The organism is Gracilibacillus sp. YIM 98692 (genome assembly GCF_010993965.1).
Lineage (GTDB): Bacteria > Bacillota > Bacilli > Bacillales > Amphibacillaceae > Gracilibacillus.
Map to the genome: position 1 here is coordinate 471983 of NZ_WIXM01000001.1, position 21621 is coordinate 493603.

14 protein-coding genes are annotated in these 21621 nt (G+C 37.0%); 5 read left to right on the forward strand and 9 right to left on the reverse strand.

Annotated features, from left to right (window positions below; all coding sequences use genetic code 11):
* The first annotated feature begins 536 nt into the window (after nt 1-536).
* Nucleotides 537-5888 (forward strand): bacterial Ig-like domain-containing protein, encoded by a 5352-nt coding sequence (locus GHD00_RS01985; protein ID WP_240468565.1) that lies wholly within the window; start codon nt 537-539, stop codon nt 5886-5888.
* Between the two features lie 607 nt (nt 5889-6495).
* Here the strand turns inward: GHD00_RS01985 and GHD00_RS01990 are convergent.
* The 7 genes from GHD00_RS01990 to GHD00_RS02020 form a co-directional block, all read right to left on the reverse strand.
* Nucleotides 6496-8211, reverse strand: coding sequence for a prenyltransferase/squalene oxidase repeat-containing protein (locus GHD00_RS01990; protein ID WP_163536402.1), 1716 nt, complete (start codon nt 8209-8211; stop codon nt 6496-6498).
* 38 nt (nt 8212-8249) lie between these two features.
* Nucleotides 8250-9080, reverse strand: a complete 831-nt coding sequence (locus GHD00_RS01995) for a carbohydrate ABC transporter permease (RefSeq protein ID WP_163536403.1) — start codon at nt 9078-9080, stop codon at nt 8250-8252.
* Nucleotides 9073-9942 carry a carbohydrate ABC transporter permease gene (locus tag GHD00_RS02000; RefSeq protein ID WP_163536404.1) on the reverse strand — a complete coding sequence of 290 codons (870 nt, stop codon included), beginning with the start codon at nt 9940-9942 and terminating at the stop codon, nt 9073-9075. Before GHD00_RS02000 ends, GHD00_RS01995 begins: the two co-directional genes overlap by 8 nt.
* 81 nt (nt 9943-10023) lie before the next feature.
* Nucleotides 10024-11283, reverse strand: a complete 1260-nt coding sequence (locus GHD00_RS02005) for an ABC transporter substrate-binding protein (protein WP_163536405.1) — start codon at nt 11281-11283, stop codon at nt 10024-10026.
* Nucleotides 11284-11653: 370 nt separating this feature from the next.
* Nucleotides 11654-12673 (reverse strand): LacI family DNA-binding transcriptional regulator, encoded by a 1020-nt coding sequence (locus GHD00_RS02010; RefSeq protein ID WP_163536406.1) that lies wholly within the window; start codon nt 12671-12673, stop codon nt 11654-11656.
* A 307-nt stretch (nt 12674-12980) separates the two neighbouring features.
* A complete protein-coding gene (gene iolG / locus GHD00_RS02015) occupies nt 12981-13988 on the reverse strand; it encodes an inositol 2-dehydrogenase (RefSeq protein WP_163536407.1) in 1008 nt (335 codons plus the stop codon).
* A gap of 212 nt (nt 13989-14200) precedes the next feature.
* Nucleotides 14201-14416: a DUF6366 family protein gene (locus tag GHD00_RS02020; RefSeq protein ID WP_163536408.1), complete on the reverse strand. Its 216-nt coding sequence runs from the start codon at nt 14414-14416 to the stop codon at nt 14201-14203.
* A 323-nt stretch (nt 14417-14739) separates the two neighbouring features.
* Here GHD00_RS02020 and GHD00_RS21215 point away from each other — a divergent pair, with 323 nt between their 5' ends.
* Nucleotides 14740-15099, forward strand: a complete 360-nt coding sequence (locus GHD00_RS21215) for a hypothetical protein (RefSeq protein ID WP_205600697.1) — start codon at nt 14740-14742, stop codon at nt 15097-15099.
* A gap of 67 nt (nt 15100-15166) precedes the next feature.
* Here GHD00_RS21215 and GHD00_RS02030 read toward each other — a convergent pair whose 3' ends face one another.
* Together GHD00_RS02030 and GHD00_RS02035 are read right to left on the reverse strand one after the other, a co-directional pair.
* Complete coding sequence (locus GHD00_RS02030; RefSeq protein ID WP_163536410.1) at nt 15167-15853, reverse strand: copper homeostasis protein CutC; 687 nt, start codon at nt 15851-15853, stop codon at nt 15167-15169.
* Between the two features lie 330 nt (nt 15854-16183).
* The gene (locus tag GHD00_RS02035) at nt 16184-17170 is read right to left on the reverse strand and encodes a glycoside hydrolase family 43 protein (RefSeq protein ID WP_163536411.1); all 987 of its coding nucleotides are present in this window, start codon (nt 17168-17170) and stop codon (nt 16184-16186) included.
* A 279-nt stretch (nt 17171-17449) separates the two neighbouring features.
* Here GHD00_RS02035 and GHD00_RS02040 point away from each other — a divergent pair, with 279 nt between their 5' ends.
* From GHD00_RS02040 to GHD00_RS02050, 3 genes are all read left to right on the forward strand, one after another.
* Nucleotides 17450-19132, forward strand: coding sequence for a YndJ family protein (locus GHD00_RS02040; RefSeq protein ID WP_163536412.1), 1683 nt, complete (start codon nt 17450-17452; stop codon nt 19130-19132).
* Between the two features lie 171 nt (nt 19133-19303).
* Complete coding sequence (locus tag GHD00_RS02045; protein ID WP_240468566.1) at nt 19304-19966, forward strand: ThuA domain-containing protein; 663 nt, start codon at nt 19304-19306, stop codon at nt 19964-19966.
* 110 nt (nt 19967-20076) lie between these two features.
* Nucleotides 20077-21555: a GMC oxidoreductase gene (locus tag GHD00_RS02050; protein WP_163536413.1), complete on the forward strand. Its 1479-nt coding sequence runs from the start codon at nt 20077-20079 to the stop codon at nt 21553-21555.
* Nucleotides 21556-21621 lie beyond the last annotated feature (66 nt).

A 21621-nucleotide genomic window follows, 5' to 3' on the forward strand; every position in this document is an offset into this window, starting at 1 on the left:
GCTGTATGCGTTTACAATATTTTTTGATGATATAAGTTTATTTTATCAAAATTTTTCATACATACTTTCCATATCTTTTTTTAATTGCAAAATAACAACGTTGTTATAACTCCACTGTCTTCATAACCCTATCTATTAGCATAGTAGTTTTGCTACCTAAATATAAATAGTTAACATGCTTCATTTACTTTATCACGGTGAACAACCGTCCGTAAGACCCTCACATCAAGACTTTTATTAATAAAAAAAGTATAAGTAAAGGATAACGGACGCTAGGACCCTGATAAGTTTCGCTAACCATCGCGGGGGTGAACCCCCCACTGATAGAAGTCTCTCTTTATTCATTGTCATAGAAAACTTCATCAAGAAATATCCAAAAAGTCTAATCCATTTGTTTCTCATTGTTAGGCAACAATGTTGTTCTAATTTTAACAACGTTGTTATTCATAAATAATAGCCTAAATCTATTCAGAAAGGGGGATCAGGTTTTAACCTATTATAATTGAAAACCTATTAAAAAGTTAGGAGGCATTTTTTTGAAAAATCACAAACGTATGCTAGCAATATTAAGTATCTTTGTATTATTGTTATCAAACATCCAAGTCACGGCACTTTCAGCAAACACGGAAGATGCAGAAATGATCGACATCTCTAGTGATTGGCAAGGCAGCATCATGGGGAATGTAGGTGGTGATAATAAAATCACCTCAGAAAACTTTGGGATTACAGAAAATGATGATGATTCCGTTACGCTAAAAAGTATCAATAACCGAGGTAAAATAGAAAGTGGTTCAGAAGGAATTGCTTACTATTTCAAAGAAGTTCCAACAGATACAAACTATACGATTTCTGCTACAGCAAAAGTAGATTCCTGGGACGCAAACAGCCAGGTTGGTTTTGGTATTATGCTTAGAAGCAATGTTCTAGATAATGAAAACGATAGTAGTTTTACTGGGGATTATGTTGCTGCAGGTAATATCAAACAGGAAATGAGAGGATTTTATAAGTACGCAGATGAGGATTTTAAGCATCCAGAAGATTTATATACGGGGCCTGCTCCCGCTGTTGGTGAAGAATATGAGCTAAGTATTCAAAAGTCAGCAAACTTCTATACCATAACGATTGATGGAGTAGAAAAAACACTTGAACATACAGAAGATCTCAATTACGCTGGTCTATTCACATCAAGAAACACCGAAGTTACATTTAGTGATATCAAACTAGACATTGAAGGCCAACATAACTTAAGTGATCTTGACTTTAGTGTATTTGGTTCTAACACAGGGGATGATAAGAACCCAGACCCTACCTTCCATCCAGACAATTCCGTTACGATAGAAGCGAACGGTGGTAAGATCTCAAGTTCTGTAGATGGTATATCATACTTGCACAAGGATCTGCCGGCAAACGCTAACTTTGAACTAAAAACAAAAGCAACCGTTCATGATTTTGATGGAAGCGATAGCCAAGTATCATTTGGATTAATGCTCAGAGACGAAATTGGTGAACATAGAGATTCAAGTGGGCATGAATCTACATATGTATCCGTTGGTGCGCTTGATAAGGTCATGAAAGGTTTTTACAAGCAAGACAGCCGTCAAAAACTTGATGCTTTTGCCAATAACAGTGTACCTGCTGCAGATGAAGTATACGATCTAACTATTAAAAAATCAGGTGATACGTATGTGGTTACCTCTAATGGTGAAAGTGAATCCATCAGTGCTGAAAATTTATTTACAGATGAAGTGTACGCAGGGATTTTTGTAGCTAGAGGAGCTACGGTAACTTTCAGTGATTTTTCCATTAAAGTTGCTAAGAATGTAAACGGTTTATCTGTAGACGACAGTAACATGGAAAAATCAGAATATTTAATTGGAGAAGAATTAGATGTAACAGGTCTGGAAGTAACAGCTGAATATGATGATGGATCCACGAAGGTCCTCTCTCCATCTGATTATATTGTTACCGGCTTTGACAGCAGTGAAGCTGGGACAAATACGATTACCATTAATTATAATGGGATAACGGCAACAGTCGATGTCGAAATTGTTCCATTAACGGTTACAGAATTGCAAGTGAAATATTATCCAGCAAAAACTGTCTATTACAAAGAGGAGTCGTTTGATTCTCAAGGGTTAGTGATTACGGCTGATTATAATAATGGTTATAAAACAGCAGAATTGACAGATGATTTATATACGATATCCATTTCTGGTCAAGAATTACAAGAGGATGGCTATGTTTTTGAAAATGCAGGCACAAAAACGGTAACCGTTACATCAACGGAAACACCGGAAGAAACAACCACATTCAACGTCGAGGTAAAAGACGCTGATATTACAGGTCTTGACATTCGAAATCAGCCAACAAAACAAACGTACTTCCTAGGTGATGAATTAGACCTTTCCGGTATGTCTGTCTATGCAACATACAGTGATTCAAATGATGTACAATTAATGAAAGGTGAATACGACGTAACAGGATTTGATTCTACTACTGTTGGTGAGAAGGAAATAAAGATCTCCTACAAAGGCGAAGAAGCAACTCTCACAGTGAATGTAAAAGAAAAAGAGCTTCAAAATCTAGAAGTAACTTCCTATCCACAGACTACTTTTACAGTGGGTGAAGCGTTCAATCATAATGGACTAGACGTTTCCAAAGTGTATGACAGCGGGGATAAAGAATTGCTTGATGAATCTAGCTATACGGTCGATGCATCAGCATTTGATTCTACTACTGCAGGGACTTACGACATAACCATTCAACCAAACAATGAGGATATCTCCCCTATTTCTTACCAAGTAACCGTAAGAGATGCAGTAGATTATGAGTGGAAAGAGATTCGATTTGGACAGTCCACATCGCATGATAAAAACACGATTACGTTTTTAGACGATAATACAGTGGAACTTGCCGCTGTGGGTGGTGCTGGTAAAATTACTGGTGATCACGATGGTATCACGTTCTACTATACAGAAATTGATGCGCAAAAAGATAACTTCCAGCTATCTGCAGATATTAAAGTAAAAGAATACGCAAAAACGCCACATGATGGACAAGAATCATTTGGGATCATGGCGAGAGATGCCATCGGTACTGATGGTGATTCATCCGTATTCGCTTCTAATATCGCAGCTGTAGGTGGATATAGCGGCGGAACCAAGAATGATAATGGTACACAATTATTTGCTAGAACCGGTGTTGTATCTTCTGATGGGGAAGGCAGTCAAGGCATTCAAAAAAAAATGCTAAACAATGAAAAGCCTACCGCAGAAAATACGGAAAGCAACTATCGTTTAACCCTTGCTAAAACAAACAGTGGTTTCACAGGCCAATTAAATGATGGAGAAGAAGAAATTATTTTTGAGCCTGAAATATTAAACGTACAAGATGATAAATTATATATCGGCTTCTATACGGCACGTGTAGCAACCATTGAAGTGAGCAATATCGACTTCACTGTAAGTGCTGCACAAACAGATGCACCGAAAGTGGTACCACCGGAAGAACCTGTTTCCCCTTCATTTGATATTTTATCTTTAGATAAAACGTCAGATACTGATTATACATTATTGGCAAAATCTAATGTAGATGGAACGATTTCCGTGAAGGAAGGACAGGAAGTGATTGTCGAGGAAGCTCATGTAACAGCTGGAGAATTATTTGAATTGCCGACAAGCATTCATGAAGAACAAGACACAAACTTTAGCATTGTATTCCTTCCAGATGATACGCAATTCCTTACTGATTATAGTAAGATCGTTCGTAACTTTACCGTGACAAATAAAACATATGCAGATGCGGATGGGAATATCTATGTTTCTCCAGAAGGAACAAGCGCTGGAGCTGGTTCAAAGGATAACCCGCTAGATTTAGATACTGCGATTGAATTTGTGCAAAAAGGACAAACCATTATCGTACAAGAAGGGACATATGTACGTAACTCACCATTACACATTAAGAAATATAATGATGGTACAGAAGATGCGATGAAGTATTTAATCGCTGACCCTGAAGCAGAGACAAGACCTGTCATAGATTTTGATAAAAAATCAGCAGGTGTCGTACACAGTGGAAATTACTGGCATGTGAAAGGGATTGACTTTGCACGCTCAGCAGGAAACACAAAAGGCTACACCGTTGGCGGCGATCATAATATCATTGAAAATATAGCTGCATATGAACATGGGGATACAGGGATTCAAATTAGCCGTACAGATGGTTCAGATAATATCGAGGATTGGCCATCTTATAACCTGATTCTAAATAGTATCTCTTTTGATAACCGTGACCCTTCTGAAAACAATGCGGATGGTTTTGCAGCTAAGCTAACTACTGGTGTAGGAAATGTCTTTAATGGAACAATTGCACACAATAACATTGATGATGGTTGGGATCTATATACGAAGGTAGGATCCGGTGCAATAGGTCCGGTTACGATTGAAAATAGTATTGCCTATGATAACGGCTTTTTAACGGATGGCACTGTAGGATCTGGTGATAAAAACGGCTTTAAGCTTGGTGGAGAAGGTATTCATGTACCACATGTTATCAAAAACAGTGTAGCATTCGGAAATGGTGCCTCTGGTTTCACAAGTAATAGTAACCCAGGTATCATTGCGGAAAACAACTATAGTTTTGATAATGGTGGAGGAAACATAAACTTTACCACTTACAGTAATATTGAAGAAGATTTCTCTATTGACAACTTTGTTTCATTCCATACAGAAGCAAACCAAAGCCAAGACAGCTATCCATCTAGGCTAAATGCGGATCATAACTTTATGTATGATGGTTCCAACACTTCTAATGAGTCTGGCGATCAACTAACAGACGAACTGGTGGAGACATTAACATCTATCACCAATGTTCAAAGAGATGAAGATGGCAATATTCTTTGGGGCGACATTTGGGATACATTTAATGCCTTTATGTCTCAATATGAAACCACTCAACCTGATGATGAAGATGGTGATAGCAACTCAGATCAAGATGAACAGGAAAATGAGGATAGCAACACTGATCAAGGTGAGCAAGGTAATGAGGATAGCAATGCTGATCAAGATGAGCAAGGGAATGAAGACAGCAATGCTGACCAAGATGAGCAAGGGAATGAAGATAGCAACACGGATCAGGATAAGCAAGGGAATAATGGTAACAATACAGGTCAAGCTGATCAAGACACAGTTGTTACGAATCCAGTTGTAAATAACCAAGAAGCAACGGTAAACAACGACGACATTCATAACATCAAGCAAAATGGTCAGATTGTACTGGATCTAAGCAACCATAATTCTTCGGTAAATGTTCAATTGACCAAAGATCAAGTGAGCACGTTAAAACAGAAAAACGCCACTATTGATGTTCAAAAACAAGATGTTGAGATGAATGTTCCAGCAGCCTTGCTAACAAATGGTGAGGAAGCTGTTGAGATTTCGTTTGAAAAATTGAGCGATATCGAAAACATGGAAAACGCCTTGAGTGCAGTTTATGACTTCACCATTAACCAAGGCGGAAAGATCATTAGTGAATTTGGTGATCATACAGTTACACTGACATTTACAGTAGATGCTGATCAAGTTAATAATCCTGATAATGTATCTGTTTACTATTGGAATCCAGATACGGAAATATGGGAGCCTGTAGGTGGTCAGTATGAATCTGGCAAGATTAGAGTGGAAACGAGCCACTTCAGTACGTATACAGTATTTGAATCTACTGATGATGAATCACAAACGGATAAACCAGGAACAGATGCAGGAACAAATGATGGAAGTGATCTTCCAGATACCGCAACAAATGCATTTAATTGGTTAATCCTAGGTTTGTTAGTACTAGTTACAGGTGCATGCTTATTGTTTATGAACAAAAGAAAAGTAAAGCAATAATTTAAAAGGGGTGTCCTAGGCGGGCACCCCTTTTTTACACGTTAGGAAAGATAAGAGCAACTAGGCTACCGCACTGCGCCATAAGGCTTGGCGGATAGCCAAGTTTTTCTTTAGTTGGTCGAGAATCCCTAATACTTAATGCTACCAACAATTTGTAACACTAATTGTTTTTGATCTGATCTCTGAGGATAAATATTATTAATTTCACTTAATGTTTTTAATACAACCTGTCTAGAGTTTTGGACCTTATTGATTTCATCCCGAACTAATTCAAAAAAGCAAAGAAAGAGGCTGACGTTCAATCGCAACTAACTAATCACGATGTAAACGTCAGCCTCCCTCTTTTATTCTTCTTTGCTATCAGTAAAGGCCGTCACCTTCTTTCTGGTAGTGCTGATTTTTAAAAAGATTATGTATTCTTTATCATCCATCTCAATTCACGTTATATTTTCACCCGATATCAACGATTCCTACCTTTTTGTCAAAATCATTACTTCTATTAGTATAAATAATTACTCAATATATTACTTTATGAAGTCGGATATATGTCCAAGATAGAAACCTTATAAAAGCCCTTCTTATTCACCCCAAAAGTACCAGATATGAATTAATTTGTCATCAATTTAAAAGATTTATCGATCGGAGAAATTAAATTCACTTTTACACTTTTCGTTTTTGGATCTAACATAGGTTGACCAAGCTGTTTCTGCCAATGTTCATAGTTACCATCTTCCAGCATGAGTTTATTTTTCATTTGAGCTACTTGTAACCCATTGCTTTTCCAAAAGTAATCTCGACCCTCTATTTCTTCTAGCCCACTCCCCTCCAATACTGTATCCGGATGGAAGATAAACACAACTTGATAAAATACATCCTCTCTGTTATCTGATCGAATATGCAGATACCATTCATCGTTTTCTCTTGTAATATCAACTGTGACAACGTGTTTTTGATTGTGTGTCTTCATTCTATACTGATGTGGAAGTAAATACCATATACTTGTATCCGAATCAGACAAATATTTCTTCGGTATCGGTCCTGTGTAACCTTTTTCCAACTCTTTAGAAAGTCGATATCCGCCATTTATTCGCTCTATTTTATCGAATTCAACAATTCCTGGAGAAAAACTATTGTAGAGTTGAACTCCCAGTAAACTAGCATCACCATTGTGCAGAGAAAAGAAAGATGAATTTCTTCCCATGATAGTGGCGCTCCGTTCTTTATCACGATAGCGAACGATTGGTGCTGCAAAGGATGTATGCATACTGCTATGTTCTATTTTGGAATGATGTCCGACCTCTTCCATTTTTTCCAAATTGTCAATCAAGGGATAATTTTCATTAATAAATACTTCATATTCTGTTGGCAGATCTGTACTATCCACAAATGTATGTTGGATACTAGGGAAAGACAAATATCCGAGCATGATATGGTTATTTACTGGTCCTATGTCCGATAGGTGATCGAAGGCTAAGTTTGCCATTGCCATATATTGCTCATTATTATCATGAACTGCCATTAATCGATATATTAAATGATATGGTGATAAATCATATGTATGTGCTAAATCCTGTCGTCCAGAATAGTCTGTGACAACTTGACCGTTTGGGTGCACTAGATACATCATCATATTTAAGTTCTTTCTAACGTAATCAAGTAATTCAGGCTTTTCCAGCTGCACAGCTGTATGATAAAGACAAATATTACTGACCGAATTATATATACCATTACTTCTTTCTGTCCATTCACCATCTTCTGAAATATCGATACCTTCCGCTAACCATTCTTCTGCTCTTTCCTTTAAATCATCTCTATGATAGATGGCATAAAGATTCGCCAATGCTGAAGCTAGCACCCAACGATGATTCGGTGTATGACAGCCTCCGGTTATCATAGCAGGTATGGTATTTCGCAAGAACCATTCCATCTTTTCGGTTAACTCACTATCTCGAGTACTATGCAACAACTGATAAACTTGAGCAAAACCTGTTACAAGAAATGCTGTATCAGGAGGCGAGTGGTAATTGGTCCAGCCAGGTGAAATGGTGCCATCGTCATGTTGCTGGGCAAGCATATAATCTAAAGCGAATCCTATATTTTTCTTCAACTCTTCGTTTTGATAAAAGATAGAATCGCTATTCACATAAGAGCTAACCCAAGCCCCGATTACACTGCCAGTGCCAGTATGACTCGGGCTAGGAATGCCAGTCTTTTGATCAATTACACCTCCAAAGTAACGACTGTTTCTGTCTAGGACTTGATCCTTCATATATTTTTCTGTGTTCTGATCATTTTGTTTTACTAATTGATTATAGAAACTCATCTAAAAACCTCCTTGAGAAGGGATTTCTTTAAACCCGCCTAACCTTTCAAACCAGATGTTGCACTTGTATCCATAATATATCGTTGAAAGACAATAAAGATAATAATCATTGGAACTAAAGATATAATGGATGAAGATAGTAGTAACACCCAATCAATATTATCTGCACCTACTATACTGCGCAACGCGATTTGTACGGTATACTTATTTGGGTCACTTAATACAATTAACGGCCAAATATAGTCATTCCATCTCCACTGAAAGGAAAAAATCGCTAACGTAATGACAACCGGCTTTGCAATTGGTAACATTAAATTAAAAAAGATTTTCCCTTCATTTGCACCATCAATTCTTGCTGATTCCAATAGGTCATTTGGTACTGTCATGAAATATTGACGGAACATAAATATACCTGTTGCTGTGTTTATCGATGGAATAATTAAACCTGCTAAACTATCATATAACCCTAAATCTAAAATAACAGAAAAGGTTGGAGTCATAATAACTTCAGTCGGCAGCATTGTAGTTGCTAACATACATATTAAGAATACATTTAACCATTTATAGTTATACTTAGCTAAGGCGAATCCACAAGTTGCACTAGCTATAACCGTTAATACGGTCGTCAAAATTGCTACAATCAATGTGTTTATGAAATATTTAATAAACTCCATCGTACTCCATGAGTAAACATAACCATCTACTGTAGGATTTTCAGGGAGTATGTTTAAAGGATAAGAAAACAATTCACTACCAGGCTTTATAGAACTAAGTAATAGCCATACGATAGGAAAAAGATACATTAATGCCACGATAAAAAGCGCCGTTGTTAACATTATAGTAGAAAATCTATCATTAAGCTTATTCATCTACTTTCCCCCCCTTAGCAAAGCGGAATTGAAGTAAAGAGAATGCTAGAAGTACGACAAACAGTACCATGGATGCTGCACTTGCATATCCTACTTTCAATTGATCAAAACCTGTCTCATAAATATACTGCACAATGAATGTTGTATCTGAACCAGGTCCACCGTTTGTTAGAGATTGAACCATCGGGAATTCCTTCATTAGATTAAATACAGCCAATAAAATAACTAAAAAGGAAGTGGATCTAATAGATGGTAAAGTAATATGCCAGAACTTTTGCCAGCCTGATCCACCATCCACATCTGCCGCTTCGTAAAGTGATTTCGGAATACTAATTAATGCTCCGATAAAAATCAGCATATTAAAAGCTGTGCCAGCCCAAGCCGTTGCAAATAATACAACTAAAAAGGCGAAATTACCATCCGAAGACCATGGTATCGGATTCCCGCCAAGCAATTGAATCATATAGTTAATAAACCCAAAGCTTTCTCCAAACATCCATCGCCAAAGCACACCAACTACAATTGGCGAAACTAACCAAGGAAAAAAGAAAATAATTTTTGCTACGTTTTTCCCTTTTGTAAATTTACTAACAAGTAGCACCGAAACTAGAAGCGATGAAACATATACTAATGGAACACCTAACAATGTATATAAAAAGGTTCTTGACATTGCTTTATAAAAACTAGGATCTTGAAACAAATTAATATAGTTCTCTAGACCAATAAATGTTGCTACATTTCCGTTATACTCGGTTAAAGAATAATAAACACCTAGCAGCGCTGGCCATGCAAAGAATATGATAAATAGTACCAAGTTGGCAGCTATAAATAGAAATGCCCATTTTTTATTCGTATCTTTCATGCTACATAACCTCCTCTATTATATTAGACTGAAAGATGAGGAAGAATAGCGACCATTTTTCATGGTCGCTATTGTAAAATCCTATTCTACGTAAGCGTCAGTCATTTCATTCTTCACATTTTCAATGGCATCATCTACACTTTGCTCATCGTTTAATGCATTAATCACTTCGTCTGCTAGTGCACTACCTATACTTCTTTTAGAAACCAATTGTTTTTTAACTAGTTCATTACGTTGTTGACTTGCAATTGGGTCAGAGGCAGCAATCTCATTTTGGTAAATGGTATAAGCTTCTGGAGCAAGTTCATATTCTACTTCTGCATCTTCTGTAACAGGTAAATAACCACCATATGTTGCTAATTCCTCATAGTTTTCTTTTTGATATAACCAATCCATAAACTCTCTTGCTTGCTCCTCTTGTCCAGATCCTTCAAAACCTACTAAATAGTTACCACCAAGGTTTGTTGCTCTAACTTCTTCATACGGCATATATACTGATTCCCACTCAAAGTCTTCGATATTAGCAGCGAAATCAGTAATTTGCCAAGACCCAGACATATAAACAGGAACTCTGCCACTCTTGAACATCGATGAAGCATCTTCGCCCGCTGTCCAAACAGATTTTGGCATGATCGTATTATCATTTAGTTCCATAAATTTTTCTAATGCATCTTTTGTCTCTTCATTTGTTGTGTATTGATCTCCTTCTTTATAAAAACCTTTACTTCCATGTTGATAGAGGAAAGCGTTTAATCTGTGATCAGAGTTATCCATAACCATACCGTACTGAGCATCTGTTTTGTCTAAAATTGTATTTATCGAGGATATTAGTTCATCCCATGTCCAAATATCATCTTCACTTGTCGGATAACTTACGCCTGCTTCTTCAAATAAGTCTTTGTTAACAAACATACCCACTGCTGTAAGATCTAATGGCGGTGCAACTAATTGATCGTCAACGGTTATCCCCATATCTGTCATTACATTATTGTCCTCTGCAATTTGTGTTAGATCCATTAATTGACCATCCCATGCCGAGTTAAACCCTGTGACACGAGCTAGTGCAGGCGGTTCTCCAGCTCGGATCATATTGGTGATTTTCGTGACCATATCGCTATATGGTACATCAACAACTTCGATTTCTACACCCGTCTCTTCTGTGTATTTTTCAGACATTTTTGTTAATGCAGAACCTTCTACCTTATCACCTGAAACATAAAATTGCATAACTTCGCCATTTGTATCAGTATTGGATGATGCATCTGAATCATTATCACTTCCAGAACATGCCACTAAAATAGTAGATATTAATACGAAAATCATCAAAAATAATTTTTTCATAGTCTACCTCTCCTTTTTTCTTATAAGTAAAGCGTTTCCAAAACAATGTAAGGGTTTTCCTTGTCTTCTAAAAAAACACCACCTCTTAACTCTAAGTAAAATTAGTTAAGCGCTTTCTTGTTTTATATACTATCAACTTTCGCATAGTAACACAAGTGCTTTTTCGACTTTTTTTAATTAATTTTGATAAATGTTGCTGTAACAAGACATCTTATGCCATAAAAAATGACATAATAAAGAACAGCACATAAAGAGAGACTTCCAACAGTGGGGGTTAAAAGACGATTGTTCACCGTTAAAACGAGTGCTATCCTTCAAAGAATTTCGATTATTTAGTTAAGCGTTTAATTTATTGACCAAAAAAAAATGGTTATACCATTTTTTTATTAACATACTGATTCCGAGCCGATGTATTCCTCACCATTAACGTAGGTTTGAAAAGGATTCGTTCTGTTGTCGGCTCTTCGTTATTAATATTGTCAACAATCACATCCACAACTTTTCTGCCCATTTCATTAATTGGTTGAGCGACTGTTGTAAGGGACGGAACCGTGGTTGTCGCTAAAATAGTATTATCGAATCCAACAATCGACAAGTCTTCTGGTATACGGATACCATTTTCTCTTGCTCCTTGAATAACGCCAATAGCAATTAAATCATTACACGCAAATATTGCAGAAGGGAGCTCATCTCTATTAAGCATCTGTTCTAAACATTTCTTTCCATTAGCAATCGAGGCAGTTGTCCTAAGCACCATATCACTATGGTATTCATAGCCATGTGTTTCATAGGCTTCCTGGAAGCCATAAATCCGCATTTTACTGCTTAGCCTTTCTTCCGCAATAATTACTATCTTCTGATGACCTAACGACAACAAATGTGAAGTTGCATCATAACCACCTGTGAAATCATCGACAGATACAGAAGTAACACCTAGTGAGCCAGCATCTTGTGTCAGCATTACCATCGGGATTTGCGTACTTTTTAAATCCTGTAATAATTTTTTATCATGAAAGGAGGAAGCAATAATAAAGCCATCGACTTGTTTTCTTCTTAATAACTCTAAATATTTTTTCTCTTTATCTTCATCTTCATCGGTACTACACATGATCACACTTAGCCCTCGTTCATGTGCACGATCTTCAATCGTTCGAGCCATTTCCGAAAAGAAAGGGTTTGATATATCTGGAACTAATAAACCAAGTGTCTGTGTCCTTTTTCCTGTTAAGGCTGACGCCATTACACTTGGATAATAATTTAATTCTTCCATCACTTTCATTACTTTCGTTCTAGTTGAATCCCGCATATTCCCAGTATTATTGATTACTTTTGATACTGTAGCAATCGATACTCCTGCTTTCTTCGCCACATCATAAATCGTAACCTTCACTTTATTACCAACTTTCCGTCCAGATCTCGTATAAATATCTCAGATAAAATTTCAATACTATATTATCATATTGTAATGACAATATAGTATTGTATCCATTTATAAAGATGCCTATTTTTATGATCCGAAAAGGTTGTAAAAAACCGTTTCGCTGATTGCTGAATCATTTGCTTCTTCACTACATTTGCTACGCCAACATTGAAATACAAATCTTGTGTTGGATTGACCTTATGATAATATGTATCTTGTTCTGTTTGCGGGGACGAAAACTTGATGTGTTACCATCAGGGCAATACTTCTACTTTATTTATATCTCACTTAATAGTACAGGGCGCTTTTCTTTCCAAGCTTTTTTTGTTGCAATGGCAAGCCTTTGTGCTTGAAGCCCATCTTCCCCAGTACAAGTTAATGCTTCCTGATTCATAACTGCTTGTGAGAATTCTTGAATTTCCTGTTGAAAGGCGTCTTTGTATCGATCTAAGAAAAAGTACTTTGGTTGATCCATTTTTACGGCATCTTGTGTTGCGACTTGAACATTTGATTTTCTCTCATTGTCAGCTGTAACCATACCTTTTTCCCCAAAAACCTCTATCCGTTGGTCATATCCATATACCGCTTTTCTGCTATTATCAATCACTGCGATCGATCCATCTTCAAAAGTTAATGTTATAATAGCTGTATCAACATCATCATGTCTTTCAAAACGCAAATCGATTAAATTAGCGGTCGCTACGGATACCTCCTTTACTTCACTAGGAGATAAATACCGAATCATATCAAAATCATGTATCGTCATATCAAAAAACATTCCACCGGATGATTGGATATATTCCTCATTTGGAGGCTCAGGATCTCGTGATGTAATTTTAATGATATGGGGCTTTCCTATTTGGCCACCTTGAATCGTATGATATACCTTTCTGAAATGTGTATCGAACCTTCTATTAAAACCAATCTGTAGTTTCACGCCTGCTTCTTTCACTTTTTCCAAAGCCGCTTTTGTTTGTTCTAAACTAAAACTTATTGGCTTCTCACAAAAGATATGCTTGCCCGCATTCGCACACTTTTCAATATAATCACAATGTGTATCAGTAGACGAGCAGATAAAAATAGCATCAATCTCATCGTCTTCAATTAACATAGAAGCATTTGTTGTAATCATTGGAACATTGTGTTCAATTGATGTATCCTTTAAATGAGCAATTTCTAGATCACAAATTCCTTTTAGCCTTAGCGATGAAGAATTGATGATGTGTTCTGCATGTAACTGCCCAATCCTACCTGCGCCTATAATTCCGATTGTCATATTCGCCATAACATGCTCTCCTTTTCAAAAAGTAACAAAATGAAACGCTTAAATATTTAAGAATAAATTACTTACAAATTCAAGCAAGGTAAAATTCAAATAAAAGGAAAGCGCTTAACTTCCTTTATCATAATATGTATTACGGTGTAAGTCAATATCTATCCTTTCATAATTTTCTATTGTTTTCTTTATGTATGACTTGTGATTTGTTAATCAGAGATCTATCTAAAGAACAAAGCATATATAATAAACACAACGATGATCACCACTAATAAAATCCCTGTTCCTTTCCATCCGAGACTTCCTACTAAATCGACAAGGCTGCCACTTTGCGCACGGTCAAACCCATCTCCGATATTACTTGCACGATTTCTTTTGATTTCTTCTTGTCTCATTCTTTCACGTCTATCTTCAGGACTTTCATTATTTCTATTCATTTCATGACCTCCTATTCTTTACATAGAAAATAGTGGTAGGTTTCCTTTCCTTATTACCATATCATTTACGATTATTAATAAATAAAGTTTCATAGCTTTGCTTAGGAATATTACAAACAAATGAATAAAACAATACAAAACTCCCTCCACCCTTTCAAATTAACTCTCTAATTAACAGGTATAAAGCGATTACATCCCAATATTTCTCTTCCTTTTTTTGTAATATATTTGTAAATGGGGTGTCATTGCTTTTCCACAGTTTTGATACAAGTCTTTGTTATGCTTTAAGAGAAGTCAAAATTGAAAGGAGATTGAGGATGAGAATGAATACTAACAAGATTCTAACAGGTGTGATTTCCATCGGTACTGCCTTGACTTTAGCTGCTTGCTCAGGAGATACGAATGAAGAAGATAACATGGAAACTCCACCGGAAACGGATCCAGGTATGGAAGAAACAGATCCTGGCCAAAATCCTGAATCAGATTCTGAAGAGCCTGCTTCAGGGCCAGATTCCGAATCAGATTCTGAAGAGCCTGCTACTGGGTCAGAATCTGAATCCAATCCTGAAGACCCTGCTGCTGGGTCAGAATCTGAGTCTGAAGAACCTGCTGCTGGATCTGACTCTGAGGACCCTGCTGTTGAGTCAGATGCGGAATCCGAGTCTGAATTCGAGCTAGAATAATAGTAAGTTAACTTTCATTTCCCCCTTTATATAGAAGACTGTCTACAGGAATGTAGGCAGTCTATTTTTATTTATAATTTTTTAATTGTTTAATCACATGTTCATTAAATCCATTTTCATATGAATGATCGATTCGAACACTTTTGCCAAAATGGTACTCGCTCGCACCAACGTTTTGATGGATTTGCTTGATATTGTCCACATTAAGTCCTGATCCTGGCATGATAGCTGGTCCGTTTGATTCTCTTGCCATTTTCACTAATTTTTTCAAGCTATCCATTCCTTCCACACAATTCGTTTTCCCACCAGAAGTTAAGATACGTTCCACTCTCCCTTGATAATTCGACAATGTATCATAAGCCTCTTCTAAAGAACGGACATGGTCAAAGGCCCGATGGAAAGTGAAGCGAATCTGATCATTTAAAGCGATTACCTCATCTACCAAACGAAGATTGATCGTGTCATCCTGATGTAATGCACCAAACACAAAATGGGTTGCACCTACTTCTAACATTTTTTGAAATGATGTTTTAATATTGTCCTCATCCTGTTTGTCATAATAAAAATGATGATCATGCGGCCGTATCATCACCTGTACAGGAATGGATACGCTATTTACCACTTGTTCTACCATTTCCACACTTGGGGTCAATCCATCCTTATCGATTCGAGAAACTAATTCTAATCGATCCACGCCCAATGATTCAGCTTGTATGGCTTCCTGTTTATTTTGTACAATGACTTCTAAAAACACCTTTCACCAATTCCTTTCATGAGTGTGCTACCACTAAAACTTTCCGCATTTGTTACTAGATCCCATTATACTATTTTGGAATGAGAGAAGAAATAACTTTGGCGGACATTGGTTCCTTTATTCAGCTAAAAGGTATTTGTTTTTCTAAGGTTTTAAGCATATAACGTACCTGATGTCCGCAACTCCCTTTATAAAGCTATTTTTTTAGAAATTAGGAATCCTACTGCGCCTCCAACCGTATTTAAAATTATATCGTCACATTTATTCAACGTGGCTAGAGTAAACTGTAAAAAAGCTGACTTCCAATTAGAAAGCCAGCTATTACCCTCTTCATTCATCACCATATGGATCAATCGTTTGAATTGTTCCGTCAACGTTATATTGGATTTCCGTAAATTTCACCGAGCGCTTATGGTTCACGCCATCGGATAAGGAGCAATCATGATAGAACAAATACCACTTATCCTTAAACTGAACAATCGAATGATGTGTCGTCCATCCAATCACAGGCTTCAGAATCGTTCCTTTGAAGACAAATGGCCCCTGTGGATTCTCGCTTACCGCATACACAATTTTGTGAGTGGTTCCTGTAGAATAGGATAGATAATACAGGCCATTGTATTTATGAACCCATGCCCCTTCAAAAAATCTTCGGTCCTCATCACCTGCAAGAATAGGATTGCCATCCTCATCCACAATCGAGATTTCCTGCGGCTCATTTTTAAACGTTTTCATATCTTCGCTTAATTCAGCTACTATTGGGCCTAAAGCAGGTTCTGTCGGTGCTGGACCTTCAGCATCCGCTTGATATGTTCGGGTCTGCCACTTTTCTAATTGTCCTCCCCAAAGACCTCCAAAATACACATAGGCACTTTCATCATCATCCACTAACACAGCGGGATCAATGCTGAAGCTTCCTTGTATATAATCTTTCTCGGCTTGAAATGGTCCTTGTGGATTCGGGCTTGTCGCAACACCAAGTCGGAAAATACCATCTTTATCTTTTGCAGGAAAAAATAAATAATAAGTGTTATTTTTATACGCAGCATCGGGTGCCCAAACCTGTTGACTTGCCCAAGGTACATCTCTTAAGTGAAGCACTTCTCCGTGATCTACACATGGTGCGTTCACATCTTCCATCGATAAAACATGATAATCTTCCATCGCGTATTGGTCACCATTATCATTAGATGGCCCATCATGATCAAGATCATGTGATGGATAAATATATAGTTTTCCTTCAAAAACATGCGCAGAAGGATCTGCAGTAAAAATATGTGTCACTAATGGTTCATTTTGCTTTGTCGTTTTCTCCATCCAATACTCCCCCTTTATATAATAGTGAAGTTTTGTACAATGCTAATATACTAGATTTTTGTAACTTTGTATATTAAATGAACGAACTTTTGTAAAAATAATAAAAATAGTTTTTTCTTACCGAGACTAGCAAGAAAAAACTATCTTTAAGAAACAACATATTTACCGTCCTCTACGCACCTCATGTCCGGCAAACCGATAAATTATTTATTATAATGAAAGTAAGCATGCTTATTCATGCCATAACAGTATTTTTGAATGAGAAGAGGAGGACTATCTTTGCCACAACGTTTACTGCAAGTGATTCATTCTTATATTCCTATAGGGTTGATGATATGGGTGCTGACTTGGCTTGCTCCAAGTTATCACTTTACAGAGCGGATTATCTTATTTGCTGTCTTTGTCGTAGTGCCCTTAACTTTATTTCGAGTCATGTTATCATTTGAATACATCAAGGAACATGTACGTTTTATCAAACTATTAATCTATCTTCTCCCGATTGGAGCATTTGCTTTGCTTTTCTCTTTTGCCATGCATCCAGGAATCACGGCTGGATTATTTTCCATTCCTTGGAGCCTAGTAACTTTTACTGTTGCCATAAAAGGAATGGCATTACTGAAGAGATCTTCTACTCTTTCTGAAGTATCAAAAGCAATTGGTTTTATATACATAAGCATTAGTGGCATTTGGCTGATAGCTTACCAACTCTCTGTACCTCTTTTGGGATTTCAAGGAGAAATCATGTTATTAACGGTTAATCATTTTTTATATAGTGGATTCGTCGTTCCTATATTATTTAGCTATTTATACGAAAATGTGAGGAGCACCCTCCTCTCTAAGACGATCGTCTTTATTGGGACTATTGCTCCGATTTTCATTGCACTTGGCATGACCATTTCTCCATTACTCGAGTGGTTATTTGTCGTTCTTTATGTGGGGGCACTTCTATCCTATAGTGTTCTTGTCATGATGCACATCATTCCAACCGTTACAAGCTGGACGAAGGTATTACACCTCGTATCAAGTGGAATCATTGGGATAACCATGTTATTGGCAATGATATATGGCTATGGAGAATGGACAGGCAATACAACAATTCCGATTCAAACGATGGTTTTATTTCATGGTTGGGGGAACGCGATCCTATTTTCTTTCTTAGGTGTATTAGCATGGCATGCTACGATCATGGATCGAGAAACGAAAAGCATTCCATTCAGTCAAATTCAAGCGAAGGGAAAAATAGGTTCAAATATATTCTCCCAAACAAATGTGATAGATTCCTTTACCCAAAAGCCGCCAAAAGGATTAGTAGATAACTTAGATGACTATAAAAGCAAGCATCTTGACCCTAAGCAGCTTCACAGGGAAATCATTGATTTCTATGAACATACCGAGGATTATGAATTACTGCTCTCTCCTCATTGGAGCAAACCCTTTGCTCTGTTAGCTATATTTTACAAGTGGATCAGTAATAGGTTAGAGCAAATGAATTTTCCTCTTACAGCAGAAACAAGTGAGCAACAAGTGACAAGCAGGATTTTACCTATTGATGACAAAAAGGATGGTCGTGACTATGTTCGGGCATGGGTGCGCACTTATACAGAAACGAATAAAGCGATTTATGCTGCTCTCTATTCCACACATATCTCGAACCAGATTCGCTATATGAATATTGCATTTCCATTGCCGTTTTCACAAATGACGAGTATTTTGTTTCTGGAACAAGGCAACGATGATTCCTTATCCTTAACCTCTTGGGTGAAAGCACCAAATCAAGACCAGGGAGTTTACCTTTTCATCAAGCAGAAAGCGGTTCGTCTTCCGATTAACGAAACCATAACGGTTTGGAAAGATCTAAATAAACCGAATGGTCAAATAGAAGCCAAACATGACATGTGGTTATTTGGGATTAAATTTCTTACCTTAGATTATAGTATTAAGGCTCGTACTGATATTGAATAATCATATAATTTTAATTAGCAAGAGGGAGAGGTAAAATGGAGCTATTTGCATAAAATTTTCATACCAAAAAAATAATGAGTATACTTTTCTTTTTTAAAAAATATTCTATACAAACTGCTCATATATACAAAAGATCAAACGATACAATCCAACCAAGTTGGAGGTGGGAGGTTGGAACATAAACCAATTCGTATTCAAATCAGAAGTCGCTATAACACAAAAAATGCGTTAATTCTTTATGGTGGTGAAGGTCACCAACCATTGGCAGTATCTGAAATTCTTAGTGAGCTACTAAAAAAAGAGAAATTTAGTGTTCAGATGTCCAATACGCTGGATATCCTCCTAGATAGTCATCTTATGAAACATTTAGATCTGATTGTTTTTACATGGACTAGAGGAACTATTAAAAAGCAACAATTAAACTCATTACTCCGTGCAATAAAAGGAGGAACTGGATTTGTAGGAATTCATGCATCAGTGGGTGCATTTCGTTCAGAACTTAAGTACCATGAAATGATTGGAGGTCAGTTTCTGTCCCACCCCGGTGGGGACAACGTCACTTATAAAGTTTCCATTATAGATAGGTTACACCCTACTATGAAAGGAATGAACGACTTTACAGTTAAAACGGAAAAATACTATATGCTTATTGACCCTGCCATTCATATTACAGCCGCAACATGTTTTGGAAGTGTACTTATGCCAGTGGTATGGACCAAAAATTACGGAAAAGGAAGAGTGTTTTACAATGCTTTAGGACACTCACTTGATATCGTTAAGCAACTAGAGGTTTTACAAATGATGAAAAACGGCATGGTCTGGGCAGCAAAATAATATTTTAAAGTAAATCTAGGAAACTTGCTTTGAACTTGATCTTTCCATGTATGAAACTTCTTTATAACTTTTTTCAAATTTGGAATAGAAGGAAAGGATGTAGTTCATTGATGAGCATGGGAATTCCTTTTTGCCCGACAGATTTTCCGGATGATTATATGGAGGAATGGATTCCGACAGTCCCTCTTTCTGAAATGGAGGAAAAAGAGTATGATGTTCTTATAATTGGTAGCGGGGCAGGTGGAGGATCACTCCTTTGGAGACTTTGTCAAAAGTGGAAAAATACAGATAAGAAAATAGGAATGCTTGAAGCAGGAGATGCCTTGCTACCTACACATGTATCAAATATTCCAACAATGAATATTGATAGGTTAAGAAAATATTTAAGCAATCCGAAAATTTCAGAAAAAATAGGTGAACAGCTTCCTCAATATAAAGGGGCTATGATCCTTAAGATTTTAGGAGGAGCAACTGTATTTTGGGGAGCTGTTTGTCCACGTATGCCTTATTCTGAACTAAAAACATGGCCCATTCCTTTATATGAGATGGATACATATTATAATATAGCAGATGAAGCGATGAACATTACACCCGATTATTTTCAAGATTCTCCTTTTACAACCGTTTTATTAGACCGGCTTCGGTCAAATGGCTTCCCTTTATCTGTACCTATGCCAATGGCAATGAATCTGGAACCGACTCAATATGGCATCATTCAATCTAACGTCATATTTAGTTCTATCGAATTTCTCGGTAAAGCGTTACAAATGCACTCCTTTGATTTGGCCATAAATGCCCGTGCCACTCGCCTTTGTTATGAAGGTGACTCCATAACTGGTGTTGAAGTGATGTCCCTTGAAAAAAAACTGTATAAAATAAAAGCTAAAAAAGTGGTGGTTTCAGCTGGAGCACTAGAAACACCTCGTCTATTGCTGCATTCTAACATTCCTGGGCCTGCAATCGGTCATTATTTATCAAACCATTCGATATCTATTGTGTCTTCTACCATAAATAGAAATACTTTTCCAGCATTGTTAGGGGCACTCGGGATTTTGATCCCATCTGGTCCTAACAGAGACTATCAAATCCAAATTGAAAGTAGTAAGTGGGATCAGCCGAAAGAGTCACCCTTAGAGAAGAAATTAGATATTGGTTTAAGTGCTTTTGGTAAAGTAGAATCTCGTTTTGAAAACAAGGTCACATTGGATCCAAACCGTGTCGATGAATATGGAGTTCCTAAAATTCAGGTACAATTTTCTTATAGTAAACAAGATGATAAGATTATTCACGAGATGTCTAAAGCCTTACTATATGCGAGCTCAGCTATGGGCTCCAACCTAGTAGTAAAAGATGGGTTTTTAGATCTATGTTTAAGGCAACCTGGTCGACCCTTTCATGATTTAGGTACATGTAGAATGGGGGTAGACTCTTATACTTCAGCTGTAAACCCTTACTGTAAAATTCATGGAATTTCAGGATTATACGTTGCTGATAATAGCATTATTCCTACTGCTGGTGCGGTGAACCCAACACTGACTACAGTTGCACTCTCAATCAGAACTGCCGACCATATTGCCTCATCTCGATAAAAAAATGACCTCAATCCAATATCGAGATCATTTTCTACCATCCAACACTATATAAACTTGTCCCGC